The following is an 18,597-nucleotide window of genomic DNA, read 5'->3' as shown; positions in this document are numbered from 1 at the left end:
CGCTTCCCGTGGCCCCGACGCGACGCGGGCGCGCGTGTCGGGACGACCTCCGGTCCCGGACGGGAACGCGGGGGTTGAGGGAACGCGTCCGGTGCCGCGAGGCCGTCAGGCGGAGGCCTCCGGGGTCTCGGCGGCCATCCTGGGCGACGTGCGCTCGCGCAGGGGCCGCTCCTCCATCAGCGCCAGGAACGTGAAGGCCCCGAGCAGGCCGAGGCAGGCGGCCATGAAGACGTGGCGGAAGGTCAGGGCGAGCTGGGCCGGGTCCGCGCCGCGGATCAGGCTCTCCACGTCGTGGGCCCCTCCCCCCGCCCCGCCCGCGGCGCCGCCGAGCACGATCGTGCCGAAGGCCGCCACGATCAGCGCCCCGCCGAGGGAGCGGAAGAAGTTCATCGCGGCGGTGGCGATGCCGAGCTGGTGCGTCTCCACCGCGTTCTGGATCGAGATGGTCGAGAGCGGGAGGATCGTCCCGATCCCCATGGAGAGCAGCGCGAACAGCACCTCCATGAGCCAGAAGGGCAGCGCCCGGCCCTGCCAGGCGATGGTGGCGCAGCAGGCGAGGCTGACGCACATCATCGCCAGGGGCACGCGCTTGTAGTGCCGGAAATGCAGCATCGACCGGCCCGACAGGGTCGCGCCCGTGACGGTGCCGATCATCAGCGGCACCAGGGCCACCCCGGACTCGCTCGCCGAGAGCCCGATCACCCCTTCGAGGAAGATCGGCACGTAGATGGTGAGCCCGATGAAGGTGCCCATGGCGAAGCACGCCGCCAGCGTCGCGCTGTAGACCACCCGGTCCTTGAGCACCTCCGTGGGGATCAGCGGCTCGGCCGCCGTGGCGAGCCGCGCCGCGAAGCCGCCGCCCAGCACGGCCGCCCCGGCGAGGAGGGCGAGGACCGGTGCGGAGTCCCAGGGGTAGCGCACCCCGCCCCAGCTCAGGGCCAGCAGGAGGGTGACGGAGCCCGCCACCATCAGGGCGGCGCCGGGATAGTCCAGCCGGTGGCGGCGCTCGTGGCGGGGCAGGCGCTTGAGGTTGGCGTTGGTGAGTGCGAAGGCGAGGACGCCGATCGGCAGGTTGATCCAGAAGATCAGCGACCAGTGCAGGTGCTGGGCGAAGAGGCCGCCGAGCAGCGGCCCCGCCACCGAGGCCGTCACGAACACGCCCGCGATCACCACCTGGTAGCGCGCCCGCTCCTTGGGCGACATGATGTCGGCCAGGATGGTCTGCGCCAGGGCGATCAGCCCGCCGCCGCCGACACCCTGGAGACCCCGGGCGAGCGCCAGCGCCACCATCGTGGGCGCGAGCGCGCAGGCGAGCGAGCCGACCACGAAGGTCGCGATGGCGATCAGCAGCATGACCCGCCGGCCGTGGATGTCGCTGAGCTTGCCGTAGAGCGGGGTCACCGCCGTGGAGGCCAGCAGGTAGGCGGTGACGATCCAGGGCAGGTTCGCGGCGTCGCCGAGGTCGAGGCCGATGGTCGGCATAGCGGTCGCCACGATGGTCTGGTCGAGGGCCGCGAGCAGCATCGCGGTCATCAGCCCGTAGACGATGGCGCGGATCTCGCCGGGGCTGAGCGCGGCCTGCGGGGCGGGCCGCGCCTGGGCCTGCGCCTGGGCCTGCGGCTGGATCTCGGTGACGGCGACGGGACTGGCCACGTGTCTGAGAGCCTCTGATCCGGACCGTGCCGGCCGACCGTCCGGGGCGGACGGGGCCTGGGGCGGCATGAGGGGGGCGCGGGCGGGCCGCGGTCGCGGGTCGGTGCACCGGTAACCGCGGCGCCCGGGATCGGGAAGAACGTGCGTTCGGGCGTGTCCGTTTCCTAGCGCAACGCCGGAGGCCGGCCCATGGCGCCCGGCGCCGATCCGACCTTCGCCCTTGACAGAGGGGGCCGGGCTGTCGCTCTCCCGCCCCATGCCGGATGACAGGGACGCAATCGCCATCGTGGGCGGGGGGCCCGCCGGGCTCGCCGCGGCCGAGGTGCTGGGCGAGGCCGGCCGCGCGGTCACGGTCTACGAGCGCATGCCGTCGGTCGCCCGCAAGCTGCTGATCGCCGGGCGCGGCGGCCTCAACATCACCCACGGCGAGGCGCGGGCCGAGTTCCTCGCCCGCTACCATCCGCGCGGCGCCCTCGACGCGGCCATCGCGGCCTTCCCGCCCGACGCGCTCAGGGCGTGGTGCGCGGATCTCGGCGAGCCGACCTTCGTCGGCTCGAGCGGGCGCGTCTTCCCGCGCAGCTTCAAGGCCTCGCCCCTGCTGCGGGCGTGGCTGGCGCGGCTCGACCGCCTCGGCGTCCGGATCCGGACCCGCCACCGGCTCACGGGGATCGCCGGGGGCCTGCGCTTCGAGACCCCGGACGGTCCCCTGGACATCCGGCCGCGCGCCACCCTGCTGGCGCTGGGCGGGGCGAGCTGGCCGCGCCTCGGCTCGGACGGGCGCTGGGTGCCGCTCCTCGAGGGGCTCGGCGTGGCGGTGTCGCCCCTGCGTCCGGCCAATGCCGGCTTCGCGGCGGCGTGGTCCGACCTGTTCCGGGAGCGGTTCTCCGGCGCGCCGCTGAAGCGGGTGGCGCTCACCTGCGCGGGCACCACAATGCGGGGCGAGGCCGTGATCACCGAGGCAGGCCTCGAGGGCGGGGCGGTCTACGCCCTCTCGCGCGTCCTGCGCGAGGCGATCGCGGCCGGGGGCAGCGCGCGGCTCGTCGTGGATCTCCGCCCGGACCTGACCCGGGACGCCCTCGCCCGCCGCCTGTCCGGCGCCCGGCCGGGCGACTCGGCCGCGACCCGGCTGCGCAAGGCCGCGGGCCTCGCGCCCGCGGCGGCGGGGCTGCTGCGCGAGGCGGCCGGCGCCGCCCTCCCGGCGGAGCCCGGGGCCCTCGCCGGGCTGATCAAGGCGGCGCCCGTCACCCTCACCGCCTCCGCGCCGATCGAGCGGGCGATCTCGACGGCGGGCGGCGTCCGGCTCGACGCGCTGGACGGGCGGTCCATGCTGCGCGCCCATCCCGGCCTGTTCCTGGCCGGCGAGATGCTCGACTGGGAGGCGCCGACCGGCGGCTACCTCCTCCAGGGCGCCTTCGCGGGCGGCCGGTCGGCCGCCGCCGGGATGCTCGACTGGCTGCGCGAGACCGGCGGCTGACCCGCCCGGCTCACGGCCGCGTGCAGAACCCGACGATGCCGGTCGCCTCCGCCGGGCAGCTGGCGCCCTCCCCGTCGTAGGTCGGCGCGCCGCCCTTGAGGCAGTGGGCCGTGACCAGCATCTCTCCGGTCCCGCAGGTGATCGCGCAGCCTCCCGGGCAGTCGGACTTGCGCACGGGCCGCAGGCTGGCGGCCTCGCCCTTCGGGCCCGGGCCGCCCTGCGGCCCGATCGGCCCCCGCGAGCCCGGTGCGCCCGGCGGGCCCGAGGCTCCCGTGTCGCCCTTCGGGCCCGGTGCGCCCTGTGGGCCGGCCGCGCCCGTGGCACCGGGCTCCCCCTTCGGGCCGGGCTCGCCCTGGGGACCCGTATCGCCCTTGAGGCCCTGATCCCCCTTGAGACCCTGATCCCCCTTGGGGCCGGTCTCGCCCTTGGCCCCTGTCTCGCCGGGCGGTCCCGCCGCACCCTGGGGACCGGGCGGTCCGGGCGGACCCTCGGGCGCGCAGTTCGCCACGACCGCCTCGCGCTCGTCCGGCTCCGCCTTCAGCGTCACCACGCAGGTCGAGGGCCGGTAGGGCAGCCGGAAGGTGAACCGGCCGCGCCGGTCGGCCTGGATCGAGATGTCGTCGTCCAGCACCACGATCGCGCCGGGCTTGCGCACGGAGCCCGAGATCCTCAGGTCGCCGGCCTCGATCCGCGCGTCGTAGACCATGATCGGCTGGCTCGGGGCCTGCGCGTGGCGGACCCGCGGACGGGCCGGGCGCGCCCGCCCCGTCGCGGGGGCGGACGCGGCCGGATCCGGGGCGGCGGCACCCGGCGGATCCGCCTGCTGGCCGAGCGCCGCGCCCGGCAGGGCGAGCAGGAGCGTCAGGGTGAGGGCTGAGCTGAGGGCTGAGCGCATGCGCGGTCCGGTTCGGCCGCGTCACGCGCGCGGCGTCCGGACATTGGTCTCGCCCTGCGATTGCGGTCAACCGCGACCTCGGACGCCGCGGGGGCGGCCGATTCCACAGGCGTCCACAGCCGTCCACAGGCCAAGCCGCTGCCGCCACGCGCGATTCCGGGACCCCGCGGAAACCGTTTGTGCATGTTCCTGTTATGTTCCTATCGTCCAGCATGACCGGAGCCGATGGAGATGGAGCTGGACCCTGCCGACGAGACCGAGGCGGCGATCGCGCGGGGCGATCCCCGGGCCCGGCTGGCGGTCCTGCGGGCGCGCCTCGCGCCGCCGGATCGCGGCCGGGATCCGGCCCCGGTCCTGCCGCTGGGCGTTCCGGATCTCGACGCGCACCTGCCCGGCGGCGGTCTCGCCCTCGGGCCGCCCCACGAGATCGCGCCGGCCGAGCCCGCGGACGCGATCGCGGCCCTGGGCTTCGCCCTGGCGCTCTGCGCCCGCCAGCTCGCCCGGGAGCCGGGGGAAGCGCTGATCGCCGCCGCGCCCGGCGAGCCCCTGCCCTACGGGCACGGCCTCGCCGGCCTCGGCCTCGACCCCGGCCGCCTGCTGCTGCTGGAAGCCGGCAGCGACGCGGAGGTGTTCCGCGCCCTGGAGGCGGCCCTGCACGCGCGGGCGCTCACGGCCCTGATCGGCCTCCTGCGGGACGGGCTGCCGCTGAAGCCGGGCCGGCGCCTGCAGCTCGCCGCGGAAGGGCCGGCGCCGCCGCTGCTGCTGATCCTGCGGCCGGCGCCGGCCGGTCTGCCCAACGGGGCCGCCACGCGCTGGCGGATCGCCGCCGCCCCGGCGGCGCGGGACCGGTTCGGGACCCTGGACAGGCCGCGCTGGCGGGCGCGGCTCGAGCGCTGCCGCAACGGGCGGGGCGGCGACTGGCTTCTGGAGTGGGACCATGCCGCGCATCGTCTGCATCTGCCTGAGCCACTGGCCGGTGACGCGGCTGCGGCGGGCCGGTCTCGCGCCTGAGCGCGGCCCCCTCGCGGTGGCGGCCGAGGGGTCCGGCGGCCTGCGGCTCGTGGCCCTCGACCCGGAGGCCCGCGCCCTCGGCCTCCGGGTCGGCGAGCCCCTCGGCCGGGTCCGGGCGCGGATCGGCGTGCCGCTCCAGGTCTACCCGGCCGACCCGGAGGCCGACCGGGACGCCCTGCTGCGGCTCTGCCGCTGGGCGAGCGGCTACGCGCCCCACGTGGCGCCGTTCGGGCCGGGCGAGGCGGCGGACGGGCTCTACATCGACGTCGCCGGCGCGAGCCACCTGCGCGGCGGCGAGGCGAACCTCGTCGCGGACCTGGCCGCCCGGCTCGCGCGGAGCCGCGTACCGGCGGGGATCGCGCTGGCCGACACGCCCGGCGCCGCCTTCGCGCTGGCGCGGCAGGGCGGGCCCGATCCGGTCGTGGTGCCGCCGGGCGGGGCCTCGCAGGCCCTGCGGGCCCTCCCGGTGGACGCCCTGCGCCTCGATCCCGGCACGGTCGCGGGCCTGAAGCGGCTCGGCCTGCGCCGGATCGGCGAGCTCGACGCCCTGCCCCGGGGGCCCCTCGCCCGCCGCTTCGGCGCGGCGCTGCTGCTGCGCCTCGACCAGGCCCTGGGCCGCCGGCCCGAGCCGCTGGCGCCCCTGACGGAGGCGGCCGCCTACGCCGCCGCCCGCGGCTTCCTCGACCCGATCGGGCGGCAGTCGGACATCGTCCGGACCGCCCGGGACCTGATGGCGGAGACCGCGCCGCGGCTGGAGCGGGACGGGCTCGGCGCCTGCGCCCTGCGCCTCGGCCTGCACCGGGTCGACGGCGCCCTGCGGGTGATCGATCTCGGCCTGTCCCGCCCCGAGCGCGATCCTGAGCGGGTCGCGGCCCTCGTCGCCCTGCGCCTCGACCGGCTGGGCCCCGCCCTCGACGCCGGCTTCGGCTTCGAGACGGTGGCGCTCGCCGTGACGGTGACCGGCCCCATGCCGGCCCGCCAGACGGATCTCGGCGCGGCGGACCCGGGCGACGGGATCGGGTTCCTGGCCGACGCCCTGGCGCAGCGCCTCGGGCGGGCGCTCCTGCGGCTCGAGCCGCGGGCGAGCCACCTGCCGGAGCGGGCCGACCGGGACCGGGTCTGGGTTGCCGGAATGGGGCACGGACCGTCGACCGATCGAGGCGTCGGCCGGCTACGGGCGCCTCTCCCGCCCCCCGCTCCCGAACGGCAGAGTGGGCCGGATGCGCTCCTTCAGCGTCGGCGTTCAACCGTGATGGCTGAGCCTTCCGGCCCAGCGGCGGAAGAGGAGGCGCGCACCGGCGCGTCCCCCTGGCCCGACCACCTCCCGCCCCGCCCCCTGGTGATCTTCCCCCGCGGCGAGGCCGCCCTCGACGTGCTCTCGACCGTCCCGGAGGGGCCGCCCCGGCGCTTCCGCTGGCGCGCCCGGATCCACCGCGTCGCCCATGCCGAGGGGCCGGAGCGGATCGCCGCCGAATGGTGGCGCGCGCCCGGCGCGGATCGCGATTACTACCGCATCGAGTGCGAGGCCGGGCACCGGCTCTGGCTCTACCGCGACGGCCCGCACGCCCCTGATCGCCCGGCCGCGTGGTACGTCCACGGGCTCTTCGCGTGAGCGGCCCCGCCTACGCCGAGCTCGCCGTCACCACGAACTTCTCCTTCCTGCACGGCGCCTCCCATCCGCAGGACTTCGTCGTGCAGGCGGCGTCCTACGGCCTCGCGGCCATCGGCATCGCCGACCGCAACACCGTGGCCGGCGTGGTCCGGGCGCACGCGGCGGCGCTGGCGCTCGACCAGGAAGGCACACCGATCCGGATCCTGCCGGGGGTGCGCCTCGTCACCGAGGAGGGGTTCGAGGCCGTCACCTACCCGATGGACCGGGGCGCCTGGGGGCGCCTCTGCCGGCTGCTCACCCTGGGCAACCGGCGCGTCCGCAAGGGCGCGTGCCGCTTCTCCTTCGCCGAGATGGTGGAGGCCGCCGAGGGGCAGATGTTCATCGCGATGCCGCCGGCCCGGCGCCTGCCGGAGGGGTTCCGGGCGCGGCTGGAGGCGCTGGCCGCCGCCGCCCCGGGCCGGACCTTCCTGGGTGCGAGCCACACGCGCCGCGGCGACGAGCGGCGGCGCCTCGGGCTGCTCGCCGAGCTGGGCGCGGCCTCCGGCGCCCCGATGGTCGCGGTCTCGGACGCGCTCTACCACCATCCCGAGCGACGCCCGCTGCAGGACGTGGTCACCTGCATCCGCCAAGGCTGCCGGATCGAGGACGCCGGCTACCGGCTGGAGGCCAATGCCGAGCGCCACCTGAAGCCCGCCGCCGAGATGGCGCGGCTGTTCGCCGACCACCCGGAGGCGCTCGCCCGCACCGTCGAGATCGCGCAGGCCTGCGAGTTCAGCCTGTCGCAGCTGCACTACGAGTACCCGGACGAGCCGGTGCCCCCCGGGCGCACGCCGCAGGAATACCTGGAGGAGAAGACCTGGGAGCGGGCGCGCTGGCGCTACGGCGGCGAGGTCCCGGACGGCGTCGCGGCGACGCTGCGCGAGGAGCTGCGGCTCATCGCCAAGATGAAATACGCCCGCTACTTCCTGACCCTGTTCGACGTGGTCGAGTTCGCCCGCGGCCGGGGCATCCTGTGCCAGGGCCGCGGCTCGGCGGCCAATTCCGCCGTGTGCTTCTGCCTCGGCATCACCGCGGTGGACCCGTCGAAGCACCGGCTGCTCTTCGCCCGCTTCATCTCGGAGAACCGCGGCGAGCCCCCCGACATCGACGTCGACTTCGAGCACGAGCGCCGCGAGGAGGTGATCCAGCACCTCTACGCCCGCTACGGCCGGGAGCGGGCCGCCCTCTGCGCCACGGTGATCCACTACCGGCCTCGCATGGCGATCCGCGAGGTCGGCAAGGTCCTGGGCCTGACCGAGGACGTGACCGCGGCGATCGCCGACACGGTCTGGGGCTCCTGGGGCACCGGCATGCCGGACCAGCACGTGCGCGAGGCCGGGCTCGACCCGGAGAACCCGGCGATCCGGCAGGCGCTCGACCTCGCCCACCAGCTGATCGGCTTCCCCCGCCACCTGTCGCAGCATGTCGGCGGCTTCGTGCTGACCCGCGGCCGCCTCGACGAGACCGTGCCGGTGGGCAACGGCGCCATGGCGGACCGCACCTTCATCGAGTGGGACAAGGACGACATCGACGCGATCGGCCTGATGAAGGTCGACGTGCTGGCGCTCGGCATGCTGACCTGCCTCAAGCGCGGCCTCGATTTCCTGGAGAAGGATCACGGCACCTTCTACGAGACGCTGGCCGACCTGCCGCAGGACGATCCCGCGACCTACGCGATGCTGACGAAGGCCGATTCCGTCGGCGTGTTCCAGGTCGAGAGCCGGGCGCAGATGTCGATGCTGCCACGCCTGAAGCCCAGGGAGTTCTACGACCTCGTGGTGCAGGTCGCGATCGTGCGCCCCGGCCCGATCCAGGGTGACATGGTCCATCCCTACCTGCGGCGACGCTCCGGGATCGACCCGGTCGAGTACCCGGCCCCGCACCCGGATCACGGCCCGGCGGACGAGCTGAAGGAGGTCCTGCAGAAGACCTACGGCGTGCCGCTGTTCCAGGAGCACGCCATGCAGATCGCCATCACGGCGGCGGGCTTCACCCCGGCCGAGGCCGATGGGCTGCGCCGGGCGATGGCGACCTTCCGCCACGTCGGGTCGATCGGCGGCTTCGCGGAGAAGTTCGTGGGCGGCATGACCCGCCGGGGCTACCCGCAGGACTTCGCCGAGCGCTGCTTCGCGCAGATCCGCGGCTTCTCGACCTACGGCTTCCCGGAGAGCCACGCGGCGAGCTTCGCGCTCCTCGTCTACGCCTCGGCCTGGATGAAGTGCCGGCACCCCGACGTCTTCCTGGCCGCGATCCTCAACGCCCAGCCCATGGGCTTCTACCAGCCGGCCCAGCTGGTGCGCGACGCCCGGGCCCACGGGGTCGAGGTCCGGGGCGTCTGCGTCAACGCCAGCGACTGGGACTGCACCCTGGAGCCGGCCGGGGATCCGGCGCTGCACGCCGTGCGGATCGGTCTGCGCGTCGTGCGCGGCCTGCCCGAGGCCGCGATGCGCCGGCTCGTGCGGCTGCGCGCCAACGGCTACGCCAGCATTGAGGGCCTGCAGGCGTCCCTCGCCCTGCCCCGCAACGCCCTGGAGCGGCTGGCCGAGGCGGACGCGTTCCGCTCGCTCGGCCTCGACCGGCGCGCCGCCCTGTGGATGGTCCGCACCCTGGAGGGGACGTCATCCCGCAAGGCCGCCAAGGCCGATGCGAGCGAGCGCCGCGCCCATCTCCTCGACGCACCCCTGCCGCTCTTCGCGTGGCACGCCGATGACGGCCTGTTCCGGCACGAGCCGGCGGTGGACCTTCAGCCCCTGGCCCCGTCCGAGACCGTGGCCGAGGATTACGCCGCCACCGGCCTGTCGCTCCAGGGGCACCCGGTCGCGTTCTTCCGGGGGCGGCTCGCCCGGATCGGCGCGATCCCGGCCCGGGCCCATCTCGATCCGGCGCTGCCCCAGGGGGCGCGGGTCACGGTGGCGGGGCTCGTGCTGATCCGCCAGCGGCCCGGCACCGCCAAGGGCGTGGTCTTCCTGACGCTGGAGGACGAGACCGGTATTGCCAACGTGATCGTCTGGAAGACCGTGTTCGAGGCGAACCGCCGGATCGCCATGCAGGCGCGGTTCCTCGCCGTGCGCGGCCGGATCCAGCGGGCGGACGGGGTGGTCCACCTCGTGGCGGAGGGGTTTCGCGACCTCACCGCCGCCCTGCGCGATCTGCGCGAGGCCGGCATGAAGCTGCCGCCCGAGAACACGGATTTCGGCGTGCCCCCGGACCGGCGCGTGTTCCCCAGCCGGGATTTCCACTGAGGCCGGCCCTTCGAGCGGCCCTCGACCAGCCCCTCGACAGGCCCTGCGCCGCGCGTAGAGTGCGGCGATGTCGAGCTTCGCCGTCCCGCGCCTCCTCCTCGCCGCCTGCGCGGCCCTGCCCCTCCTGGCGGAGGCCGCCCGGGCCGACAGCTGCGACGACCTCACCCGCCAGATCGCCGACGCGATCGGCGGCCGGGTCGGCAAGCGCGCCGGCCCCAGCATCGACATCCGCGTGGCCGGCCCGATCAAGTTCGACGTGACCTGCCGGGCCGAGCCGATCGTGCAGGCGACCTCCGCCGAGCCGAGTCCCTCGGCGACCTTCTTCCGCGACCTGTCGGTGGCCTCCGAGATCCTCGTCGGCCAACCGGCCGCGACCGTCGAGCCGATCATCGCCACCGCCTACCGGACCGCGCTGGCGGAGCGGCGCAAGTCGTTCATCCAGCAGAACGGCTGGTCGGCCTCCTGCTACACCGACCCGGGCAGCAGCGCGATGCGGACCCTCTGCTCGGTGGGGCGCATCCCGCCGGGCTGAGGCGGACCTGAGCCGGCAGGATGCGTGGCCTGGGCCCGCTCAGTACTCGATCACGCCGTCGAGCGCGTAGTGCTTCACGGTCTTCCGGTTGGCGATCAGCTCGTCGACCGTCGGCTCGCCCTTGAGGGCGCGGGCGATGGCGAGTTTCGTGGCCTCGTAGTTGGTCCGGTAGAGGTCCTTCTGGTCGAGGTTGTCGTCCTCGGCGCAGCGCTGATCGAGCCAGATCATGATGATCATGCACAGCTCGTCGAGCCCGTCCTTCGGCAGGATGCCCTCGATGATGCAGTCCACGATCGCGTCGCCGGTGGCGGCCTGGACCACGCCGCCGAGGAGCTCGGCATACTCGGCCGTGTGGATCGTGACCTTGGTGGTCATCATCGTGGCCGGGCGCACGAGCTGGTTGAGGTCGCGCACCACGAACATCCGCGTGTGGCCCTGGACCTGCCCCATCATCGACGCGAAGGCCTGACCGACCGGGCCGCGCACCGAGCCGATCAGCACCTCCGGCATGGCGTCGGTGTACTGGCCCTCGGCCGCCAGCACCGTGGCCTCGCCCGTGCGGAACCAGATCTCTTGCATGTTCGAACTCCACCTGATCGGAGCCCGCGGGAGACATCATCGGCGGCCTCGCGTCAATCGCCCCGAGGCCGGCCCCCATCCCGGCCGCCCCTGCCCTCGCCCGCGCCGCGGCGCGGGCGCAGCCCCGTGCCGCCCCGTATCGCCGCGATGCGGCCGCCGGCATCCGCGACGGCGCGCATCTCCACCCCCGCGCGGCCTGTGGCCTTGAGGAACGCGGCCTGTGGCCTTGAGGAACGCGGACAGGCGAGGCAGGGAAGATCGGAGCGCGGCTCCGGGAGCGGTCCCGGGCCTGGCCGTTCCGGTGGGCGCGCGGCGCCGTGCCGGGCATGCGGGAGGAACACGATGGCGGAGAGCACGGACCGGGGCTCCGGCTGGAGCCTTCAGGCGAGCGCCGTGCCCGACGGGGTGCGCCTGGAACTCGCCCTCGCCGACCTCGGCGGTGCGCCGGTCACCGCCGCGATCGTGCTCGACCGGACGGAGGCCCGGGCCTTCGCCCGCGCCCTGCTGGCCGCCGCCGGCGACGCCGCGGAGCGGACCTTCCCGAAGCCGGGCGCCTGAGGACGCGCCGCCGGCCGGTCAGCGCACGCCGAGGCCCGGATTGCGGCCCGGCAGGCGGGGGACCACGGTGCCGCGCTTCTCGATCGGCGCGTCGCAGGCGTAGGCGAACTCGGTCTTCAGCGGATCGAACACGGTCTCGCCGGTGATCCGGCAATCCTCGCGCACGGTCTCGTCGAGATAGGCCCGGGCGGCGGTGCGGAAGCGCTTCACCCGGGTGGCGCCCGGCTCCGGATCGATCCGGACCTCGCTCAGGTTGCAGCCGGTATACTCGCGCAGGGCGTTGGACACGATCAGCATCCGGCGCAGCTGCCGGTTGTCGTAGACCTCGTAGGGCTCCTTGCAGCCGATCGTGACGACCTGGGGAGTGAGCGCCACGTAGTTCCGCGAGATGTAGGAGAATCCGGTGGTGCAGCCGGCGAGGCCGAGGGCGGCGAGGCCGAGGGGCAGCAGAGCTGCGGGTCGTCGCATCCTCGTCATTCCAAGAGGGTCCCAGCCCGCACCCCGGATCCGCCGCCTTCCCGGCGGGGCGCCGCGATGCATTGAAACGGCTCCGCTTGCGCCGTCAATGCGTTTCTCGACCTTCTCCCGCGGGCGCGCCCGCGGCGCGCCGGGCCGAGCGGTGCCGCTCTTGCGGAACACTTGCGGAACGTTTAACCTGTTCGTGATTTGTTTCGGAGACCGTCACGTGGCGGTCCGCCAAGCCGCGAGTCCCCCGTCGATGCTCACGCGCAAGCAGCTGGACCTCCTGCGATTCATCCAGAGCCGGATGCAGGAATGCGGTGTCCCGCCGTCGTTCGACGAGATGAAGGATGCCCTCGATCTCAAGTCGAAATCCGGCATCCACCGGCTGATCACGGCACTCGAGGAGCGCGGCTTCCTCCGGCGCCTCCCGAATCGGGCGCGCGCCATCGAGGTGATCCGGATCCCCGAGAGCCTGACCCAGGCCGCTCCGGCGACTCAGGCCCCCGCCGAGCCGCGCCGCTTCACGCCGAGCGTGGTCGAGGGCGGTAAGTCCAAGCCGCCGCCGGCCCCGGCGAGCACGCGGATGATCGACGAGTCCGGCCGCGCCATCTCGATCCCGGTCATGGGCCGGATCGCGGCCGGTACGCCCGTCTCGGCGATCCAGAACCAGAGCCACGCCATCACCCTGTCGCCGGACTTCGTGGCCGGCGGCGAGCACTACGCCCTCGAGGTGCGCGGCGACTCGATGGTCGAGGCGGGCATCCTGGACGGCGACCTCGTGGTCATCCGCAAGCAGGAGACGGCCAATACCGGCGACATCATCGTGGCGCTGATCGACGACGAGGAGGCGACGCTCAAGCGCCTGCGCCGCCGCGGCTCGTCGATCGCCCTCGAGGCCGCCAACCCGGCCTACGAGACCCGCGTGCTCGGGCCCGACCGGGTCCGGATCCAGGGCCGCCTCGTGAGCCTCGTCCGCCGCTACTGAAGCGGCTCGGCCGGCGCGTCGCCGGGGGCGAGGTCTCCGCCCGGCGCGGCGTCGGCCTCCGGCGTCGCGGCGATCCCGTCCTCCGCGGGGCGGTCGCCCGGCTCCGCGGTGACCGGCCGCGGCGGTCCCGGCCCGTGCCCGGCGGCCGGCCGCCAGGGCACGGCGCGGGCGTCGTCCCGGGCGTAGCGCGCGGCGAAGCCGTCGCCGTCGGTCCGGAGGGCCACGGCCCCGCGGGCGGCGAGGACGCGCCGGTCGATCACCAGCGGCCCCGTGCAGGTGGGCGGCGCCGCGAGGCCCGTGATCAGCACCGCGGCGCGGGCGCAATCCTCCGGGAAGGCCCGCCGGTCCCGGACCAGGGCGACCGCCCGCCCGTCCGGCAGCCGGGCGGTGCAGCCGAGCCGGTCGCAGCGCCCGCTGCCCGACCGGACGATCAGCGCCGCGGGCCGCCGCCCGTCGCCGTCCGCCTTCAGCCACTGCTCGAGGACGAAGCCCGAAGGGCTGCCGAGGGCCGCGAGCCGCCCGTCCGGGCCCCGCACCGCAGCCCCCGCGCCCTGCCGGTCGACGTAGAGGTCGTAGTGGTTGGGCCGGGCCGCGAGGACGAGCCCGAGCAGGACCGGCGGCACGGCGAGCCAGCGCAGGCGCGAGGCCGGCAGCGTCCCCAGCAGCAGGCCGGCGGTCAGCAGGGCCAGCGCCCCGGCGCCGAAGGCCGGCAGCACCAGGACCGCCCGCTCGAACCCGGCGATCCAGTCCGAGATCGCCAGCATCCCGGCCACCGCCTGCCCCATCAGCCACCAGACAGGCCGGTCGAGGGCGAAGGGATAGGCGAGGCAGCCGATCACCGCGGCGGGCATCACCACCAGGGAGACGAGCGGCAGGGTCAGGGCGTTGCCGACGAGGCCGAAGGGCTGGACCGTCTGGAAGTGGTAGGTGGCGAAGGGGGCCGTCGCGACCTGCGCCACCAGGGTCGTGGCCAGGGTCCCGGTGATCGCCGACAGGCCGGTCCCGACGAGCCGCCCGATCCGCCCGGCCCCGGGGCGCACGAGCAGCCGCCCGTCGATCAGCCGCGCGCAGGCGATCAGCCCGGCCACGGCGCCGAAGGACATCTGGAAGCTCGGGCCGAGCAGGCCCTCCGGCTCGCGGGCGAGCGCGATCAGCGCCGCGAGGGCGAGGTTGCGCATCGACAGGGCCGGCCGGTCCACCAGGATCGCGCCGAGCATGATCAGGGTCATGATCAGCGAGCGCTCGGCCGCGATGTCCCAGCCCGAGAAGGCGCAGTAGGCGGTGACGCCGACCATGGCGAAGCCGGCCGCGATCTTCTTGATCGGCCAGAGCAGCGCGCACAGCGGCACCGCGGCGAGGAGCGCCCGCACCAGCCAGAACACCACGCCGGCGGCCAGCACCATGTGGAGGCCCGAGATCGACACCACGTGGTAGATGCCGGCGGCGCGGAGCGCGTCGTTGGTGGCCGGCCCGATGAGGCCGCGCTTGCCCGTCACCAGGGCCGCCGCCACCGCACCCGCCTGGCCGCCGGCGGCCTCCGCGATCCGGCGCGTGAGCCCGTTGCGCGCCGCGTCGAGCGCAGCGGCGAGCCGCAGGCCCAGCGGCGGCGGCCCGGACGGTTCCCGGACGGTGACGGTGCCGATCAGCGAGCCCACCGCGCCGATCCCCTGGAAATAGGCGTCCCGGGCGAAGTCGTAGCCGCCGGGCCGGGCCGCCTCCGGGGGCGGCAGCAGCCGGGCCGTGGCGGCGACGCCGTCCCCGGGACGCGGGATCGGCGCCTTCCGGAACGAGACCCGGACCCGGGCGGGCCGCGCCTCCGGCGCGAGGCCGGCGAAGCTCTCCACCCGGATCACCAGCCGGGCGCCGACCTCGCGCTCGTCCAGGGCCTCGACCGTTCCGACGAGCGGGCCGATCGTGGTGCGGGTGAGGATCGGTGCGGCGACCTGCGAGACCCGCCAGGTCGCCGCCGCGAAGCCGAGGAACGCGGCCGCCACCGCGAGCGCCGCCGCCAGGGCCGCCGGCCGCGCGCCGAGGACGGGGACCGGCGCCAGCGCGAGGGCGGCCGCGATCAGGGGGGCGGCGAGGCTCGGCGCGCCGTCGGCCGCCGCGAAGTAGACCAGGATCCCGCCGCCGAAGGCTACCGCCAGCCAGGGGAACAGCCGGCGCTGCTCGGCCTCGCGGGCGAGGCCGGCGACGACCCAGTCGCGGAGCGCCGGGAGGGCGGCCAGGAGGGCGGCGGGAAGGGCTCGGGCGCGCGGGCCGATCAGCGCGACCGCGCCGTCCGCCCGCCTCGCGCCGATCCGCCGCATCGCCGCCGCCCCGCTCCGCGCGACCTGTCGTCGGGGCCGGGCGATTCTGCGGGCGATTCTTAACGCATCCGCCGGCCCGTGCTACAGCGGGTTCTTCGTGCTACGGGCGCCCTGTCGAGCCCCTCGCCGCTCCGCCGCCCCTTCGCCGTCCGTCGCGCCCCGTCCGCGACCAGCCCCGGAACATACCGGACCGATGTCCTCAGCCGTCGTCACGCGCTTCGCCCCCTCGCCCACGGGTTACCTGCATATCGGCGGGGCCCGCACGGCCTTGTTTAACTGGCTCTACGCCCGCCACACCGGCGGCACGATGCTGCTGCGCATCGAGGACACCGACCGCGAGCGCTCCACCAAGGGGGCGATCGACGCGATCCTCGACGGCCTCTCCTGGCTCGGCCTCGACTGGGACGGCGACGTGGTCTTCCAGTTCGCCCGCGCCGAGCGCCACCGCGCGGTCGCCGAGGAGCTGCTGGCCGCGGGCCGCGCCTATCACTGCTACGCCACCGCCGAGGAGCTCACGCAGATGCGCGAGACCGCCCGCGCGGAGGGGCGCGCCCCGCGCTACGACGGCCGCTGGCGCGACCGCGACCCGTCCGAGGCCCCCGCCGGGGTCAAGCCGGTGATCCGCCTGCGCGCCCCGACCGAGGGCGAGACCGTGGTCGAGGACGCCGTCCAGGGCCGCGTGACCTGGGCCAACAAGGACCTCGACGACCTCGTCCTGCTGCGCTCGGACGGGACGCCGACCTACATGCTCGCCGTCGTGGTCGACGACCACGACATGGGCGTCACGCAGATCATCCGCGGCGACGACCACCTCACCAACGCGGCGCGCCAGAGCCAGATCTTCTCGGCCCTCGGATGGGACATCCCGAGGATGGCGCATATCCCGCTGATCCACGGAGCGGACGGGGCCAAGCTCTCGAAGCGCCACGGCGCGCTCGGCGTCGAGGCCTACCGCGATCTCGGCTACCTGCCGGCGGCCCTGCGCAACTACCTCGTGCGGCTCGGCTGGAGCCACGGCGACCAGGAGGTCTTCTCCACCGACGAGATGGTCGCGGCCTTCGACCTCGGCGCGGTCGGACGCTCCGCGGCGCGGTTCGACTTCGCCAAGCTCGCCAACCTCAACGGCCTCTACATCCGCACCAGCGCCGATTCCGACCTCGTCGCGGCGATCGAGACCATCCTGCCCAACGTCGGGCCGGAGCGCGGCCTGTCGGCGCCGCTGCGGCCCGATCTCAAGGACAAGCTCGTCCAGGCCATGCCGGGCCTGAAGGAGCGGGCCAAGACGCTGATCGAGCTCCTCGACAGCGCCTACTACCTCTACGCCCAGCGGCCCCTGGCGCTCGACGACAAGGCCCGCGCCCTGCTCTCCGACGAGGGGCGCGGCCGCCTCGCCGGGGTGCGGCCGGTGCTCGAGGCGCTGCCCGACTGGAGCGCGACCTCCACCGAGGGCGCGGTGCGGCAGTACGCGGAATCGGCCGGCTGCAAGCTCGGGCAGGTGGCCCAACCCCTGCGCGCGGCGCTCACCGGCCGCACCACCTCCCCGCCCCTGTTCGACGTGATGGCGGTGCTCGGCCGGGAGGAAAGCCTGGCGCGCCTCGGGGATCAGGCGCCGCAGGGCTGAGGGCAGGGACGAGGCGGGGACGAGGCGGCGCTGGGACCGCCGCGCGCGGACCGGGAGCGGACAGGGAACTGCCGGCCCCGACCCGGATTGCGTTGGGTGGAAATCGGTTGGCGGAATTCGCTTGGCGACGGGGGCGGGTTGTCACCGACCCCGTTGCTGCTGCACTGCCGTTTGGGTAACCCATGGCTGTGAGCACCCGCAGCATAATGCGTGTGCTCAGGCCCCCGGGACCGACTCGGGCAGCCCGAGGCCGGCATCCGCCACGTCGCCAGAGAAGGGTCCACGATCCATGAGCGCACCCAGCACCATCACCGTGGACGGCAAGTCGATCGAACTGCCGGTGAAAACCGGCACGATCGGGCCGGACGTGATCGATATCGGCAAGCTCTACGCCCAGACCGGCGCCTTCACCTTCGACCCGGGCTTCACCTCGACGGCCTCGTGCGAGTCGAAGATCACCTACATCGACGGTGACGAGGGCGTGCTGCTCTACCGCGGCTACCCGATCGAGCAGCTCGCCGAGAAGGGCGACTTCCTCGAGACCTGCTACCTGATGCTGTTCGGCGCCCTGCCGACCGCCGCCCAGCGGGCCGATTTCGAGTACCGGGTCACGCGCCACACCATGGTGCACGACCAGATGAACCGGTTCTTCACCGGCTTCCGCCGCGACGCGCACCCGATGGCCGTGATGGTCGCCTCGGTGGGCGCGCTCTCAGCCTTCTACCACGATTCCACCGACATCACGGACGAGAGCCAGCGGCTGATCGCGTCGATCCGCATGATCGCCAAGATGCCGACGCTCGCCGCGATGGCCTACAAGTACTCGATCGGCCAGCCCTTCGTGTACCCGAAGAACGACCTCGACTATACGTCGAACTTCCTGCGCATGTGCTACGCGGTGCCGTGCGAGGAGTACGAGGTGAACCCGGTCTTCGCCCGGGCACTCGACAAGATCTTCATCCTGCACGCCGACCACGAGCAGAACGCCTCGACCTCGACGGTGCGGCTCGCCGGCTCCTCGGGCGCCAACCCCTTCGCCTGCATCGCGGCCGGCATCGCCTGCCTGTGGGGCCCGGCCCATGGCGGCGCCAACGAGGCGGCCCTCAAGATGCTGATGGAGATCGGCACCCCCGAGAATGTCAGCAAGTACGTCGCCAAGGCCAAGGACAAGAACGACCCGTTCCGCCTGATGGGCTTCGGCCACCGCGTCTACAAGAACTACGACCCGCGCGCGCGGATCATGCAGAACACCACGCACCAGGTGCTCAAGGAGCTCGGCAAGACCGACGACCCGCTGCTCCACGTCGCCATGGAGCTGGAGCAGATCGCGCTCAAGGACGAGTACTTCATCGAGAAGAAGCTCTACCCGAACATCGACTTCTACTCGGGCATCACCCTCAAGGCGATGGGCTTCCCCACCGACATGTTCACCGTGCTGTTCGCGGTGGCCCGCACCGTCGGCTGGATCGCCCAGTGGGCCGAGATGATCGAGGACCCGTCGCAGAAGATCGGCCGTCCGCGCCAGCTCTACGTCGGTCCGGCCCAGCGCGACTACGTGGCCGTGGACCAGCGCGGCTGAGGCGGGACCACCTGCCCCGGGAAGCGTCGAGCGGGGCGGCCGAGAG

Annotated in this window: 14 protein-coding genes; 9 read left to right on the top strand and 5 right to left on the bottom strand. The window is 74.5% G+C overall.

Translation table 11 applies throughout. From position 1 onward, the window contains the following. Positions 1-105: 105 nt before the first annotated feature. Complete coding sequence (locus ASG32_RS27680; protein WP_056532621.1) at positions 106-1,653, bottom strand: MDR family MFS transporter; 1,548 nt, start codon at positions 1,651-1,653, stop codon at positions 106-108. Between the two features lie 256 nt (positions 1,654-1,909). On the opposite strand from ASG32_RS27680, the gene ASG32_RS27675 reads away from it, so the two are divergent. Further along, positions 1,910-3,127: a TIGR03862 family flavoprotein gene (locus ASG32_RS27675; RefSeq protein ID WP_056532618.1), complete on the top strand. Its 1,218-nt coding sequence runs from the start codon at positions 1,910-1,912 to the stop codon at positions 3,125-3,127. 10 nt (positions 3,128-3,137) lie between these two features. On the opposite strand, the gene ASG32_RS27670 is transcribed toward ASG32_RS27675, so the two are convergent. Continuing rightward, entirely contained in the window at positions 3,138-4,022 is an 885-nt protein-coding gene (locus ASG32_RS27670; protein WP_056532615.1) for a collagen-like protein, read from the bottom strand. 225 nt (positions 4,023-4,247) lie between these two features. Between ASG32_RS27670 and ASG32_RS27665 the strand changes: the two genes are divergently transcribed. From ASG32_RS27665 to ASG32_RS27650, 4 genes are all read left to right on the top strand, one after another. Then, positions 4,248-5,033, top strand: a complete 786-nt coding sequence (locus tag ASG32_RS27665) for a hypothetical protein (RefSeq protein WP_056532612.1) — start codon at positions 4,248-4,250, stop codon at positions 5,031-5,033. Then, positions 4,960-6,645, top strand: a complete 1,686-nt coding sequence (locus ASG32_RS27660) for a DNA polymerase Y family protein (RefSeq protein WP_056532609.1) — start codon at positions 4,960-4,962, stop codon at positions 6,643-6,645. Before ASG32_RS27665 ends, ASG32_RS27660 begins: the two co-directional genes overlap by 74 nt. Then, positions 6,642-9,926, top strand: coding sequence for an error-prone DNA polymerase (locus ASG32_RS27655; RefSeq protein ID WP_056532606.1), 3,285 nt, complete (start codon positions 6,642-6,644; stop codon positions 9,924-9,926). Before ASG32_RS27660 ends, ASG32_RS27655 begins: the two co-directional genes overlap by 4 nt. Before the next feature lie 67 nt (positions 9,927-9,993). Then, on the top strand, positions 9,994-10,458 hold the full coding sequence (locus ASG32_RS27650) for a hypothetical protein (RefSeq protein ID WP_056532603.1): 465 nt from the start codon (positions 9,994-9,996) through the stop codon (positions 10,456-10,458). 39 nt (positions 10,459-10,497) lie between these two features. Here ASG32_RS27650 and fae read toward each other — a convergent pair whose 3' ends face one another. Next, positions 10,498-11,037 (bottom strand): formaldehyde-activating enzyme, encoded by a 540-nt coding sequence (gene fae, locus ASG32_RS27645; RefSeq protein ID WP_020092273.1) that lies wholly within the window; start codon positions 11,035-11,037, stop codon positions 10,498-10,500. Between the two features lie 342 nt (positions 11,038-11,379). On the opposite strand from fae, the gene ASG32_RS27640 reads away from it, so the two are divergent. Further along, positions 11,380-11,595 (top strand): hypothetical protein, encoded by a 216-nt coding sequence (locus ASG32_RS27640; protein WP_020092272.1) that lies wholly within the window; start codon positions 11,380-11,382, stop codon positions 11,593-11,595. 18 nt (positions 11,596-11,613) lie between these two features. Here the strand turns inward: ASG32_RS27640 and ASG32_RS27635 are convergent, their stop codons facing one another. Further along, the gene (locus ASG32_RS27635; RefSeq protein ID WP_026604787.1) at positions 11,614-12,063 is read right to left on the bottom strand and encodes a hypothetical protein; all 450 of its coding nucleotides are present in this window, start codon (positions 12,061-12,063) and stop codon (positions 11,614-11,616) included. Between the two features lie 250 nt (positions 12,064-12,313). Here ASG32_RS27635 and lexA point away from each other — a divergent pair, with 250 nt between their 5' ends. Next, complete coding sequence (lexA, locus tag ASG32_RS27630) at positions 12,314-13,042, top strand: transcriptional repressor LexA (protein ID WP_056532601.1); 729 nt, start codon at positions 12,314-12,316, stop codon at positions 13,040-13,042. Here the strand turns inward: lexA and ASG32_RS27625 are convergent. Continuing rightward, the gene (locus ASG32_RS27625; protein ID WP_056532598.1) at positions 13,036-15,351 is read right to left on the bottom strand and encodes a ComEC/Rec2 family competence protein; all 2,316 of its coding nucleotides are present in this window, start codon (positions 15,349-15,351) and stop codon (positions 13,036-13,038) included. The two genes, lexA and ASG32_RS27625, sit on opposite strands and share 7 nt — an antisense overlap. Positions 15,352-15,544: 193 nt before the next feature. Between ASG32_RS27625 and gltX the strand changes: the two genes are divergently transcribed. Together gltX and gltA are read left to right on the top strand one after the other, a co-directional pair. Beyond that, the gene (gene gltX / locus ASG32_RS27620) at positions 15,545-16,972 is read left to right on the top strand and encodes a glutamate--tRNA ligase (RefSeq protein ID WP_056532595.1); all 1,428 of its coding nucleotides are present in this window, start codon (positions 15,545-15,547) and stop codon (positions 16,970-16,972) included. A gap of 289 nt (positions 16,973-17,261) precedes the next feature. After that, entirely contained in the window at positions 17,262-18,551 is a 1,290-nt protein-coding gene (gltA, locus tag ASG32_RS27615; protein WP_020092267.1) for a citrate synthase, read from the top strand. The last annotated feature ends 46 nt before the right edge of the window (positions 18,552-18,597 follow it).

This window comes from Methylobacterium sp. Leaf361 (genome assembly GCF_001424445.1).
Lineage (GTDB): Bacteria > Pseudomonadota > Alphaproteobacteria > Rhizobiales > Beijerinckiaceae > Methylobacterium.
Note: the sequence above shows the minus strand (reverse complement) of the source record. Positions and strands in the feature narration are given on the sequence as shown.

Excerpts from the sequence above, each read along its gene's own strand:
- ASG32_RS27650 (WP_056532603.1), top strand. The coding sequence starts at position 9,994 with ATGTCGAGCTTCGCCGTCCCGCGCCTCCTCCTCGCCGCCTGCGCGGCC.
- ASG32_RS27635 (WP_026604787.1), bottom strand. The coding sequence starts at position 12,063 with ATGCGACGACCCGCAGCTCTGCTGCCCCTCGGCCTCGCCGCCCTCGGC.
- ASG32_RS27660 (WP_056532609.1), top strand. The coding sequence starts at position 4,960 with ATGCCGCGCATCGTCTGCATCTGCCTGAGCCACTGGCCGGTGACGCGG.
- gltA (WP_020092267.1), top strand. The coding sequence starts at position 17,262 with ATGAGCGCACCCAGCACCATCACCGTGGACGGCAAGTCGATCGAACTG.
- ASG32_RS27675 (WP_056532618.1), top strand. The coding sequence starts at position 1,910 with ATGCCGGATGACAGGGACGCAATCGCCATCGTGGGCGGGGGGCCCGCC.
- ASG32_RS27665 (WP_056532612.1), top strand. The coding sequence starts at position 4,248 with ATGGAGATGGAGCTGGACCCTGCCGACGAGACCGAGGCGGCGATCGCG.
- ASG32_RS27670 (WP_056532615.1), bottom strand. The coding sequence starts at position 4,022 with ATGCGCTCAGCCCTCAGCTCAGCCCTCACCCTGACGCTCCTGCTCGCC.
- gltX (WP_056532595.1), top strand. The coding sequence starts at position 15,545 with ATGTCCTCAGCCGTCGTCACGCGCTTCGCCCCCTCGCCCACGGGTTAC.
- fae (WP_020092273.1), bottom strand. The coding sequence starts at position 11,037 with ATGCAAGAGATCTGGTTCCGCACGGGCGAGGCCACGGTGCTGGCGGCC.
- ASG32_RS27625 (WP_056532598.1), bottom strand. The coding sequence starts at position 15,351 with ATGCGGCGGATCGGCGCGAGGCGGGCGGACGGCGCGGTCGCGCTGATC.
- lexA (WP_056532601.1), top strand. The coding sequence starts at position 12,314 with ATGCTCACGCGCAAGCAGCTGGACCTCCTGCGATTCATCCAGAGCCGG.
- ASG32_RS27640 (WP_020092272.1), top strand. The coding sequence starts at position 11,380 with ATGGCGGAGAGCACGGACCGGGGCTCCGGCTGGAGCCTTCAGGCGAGC.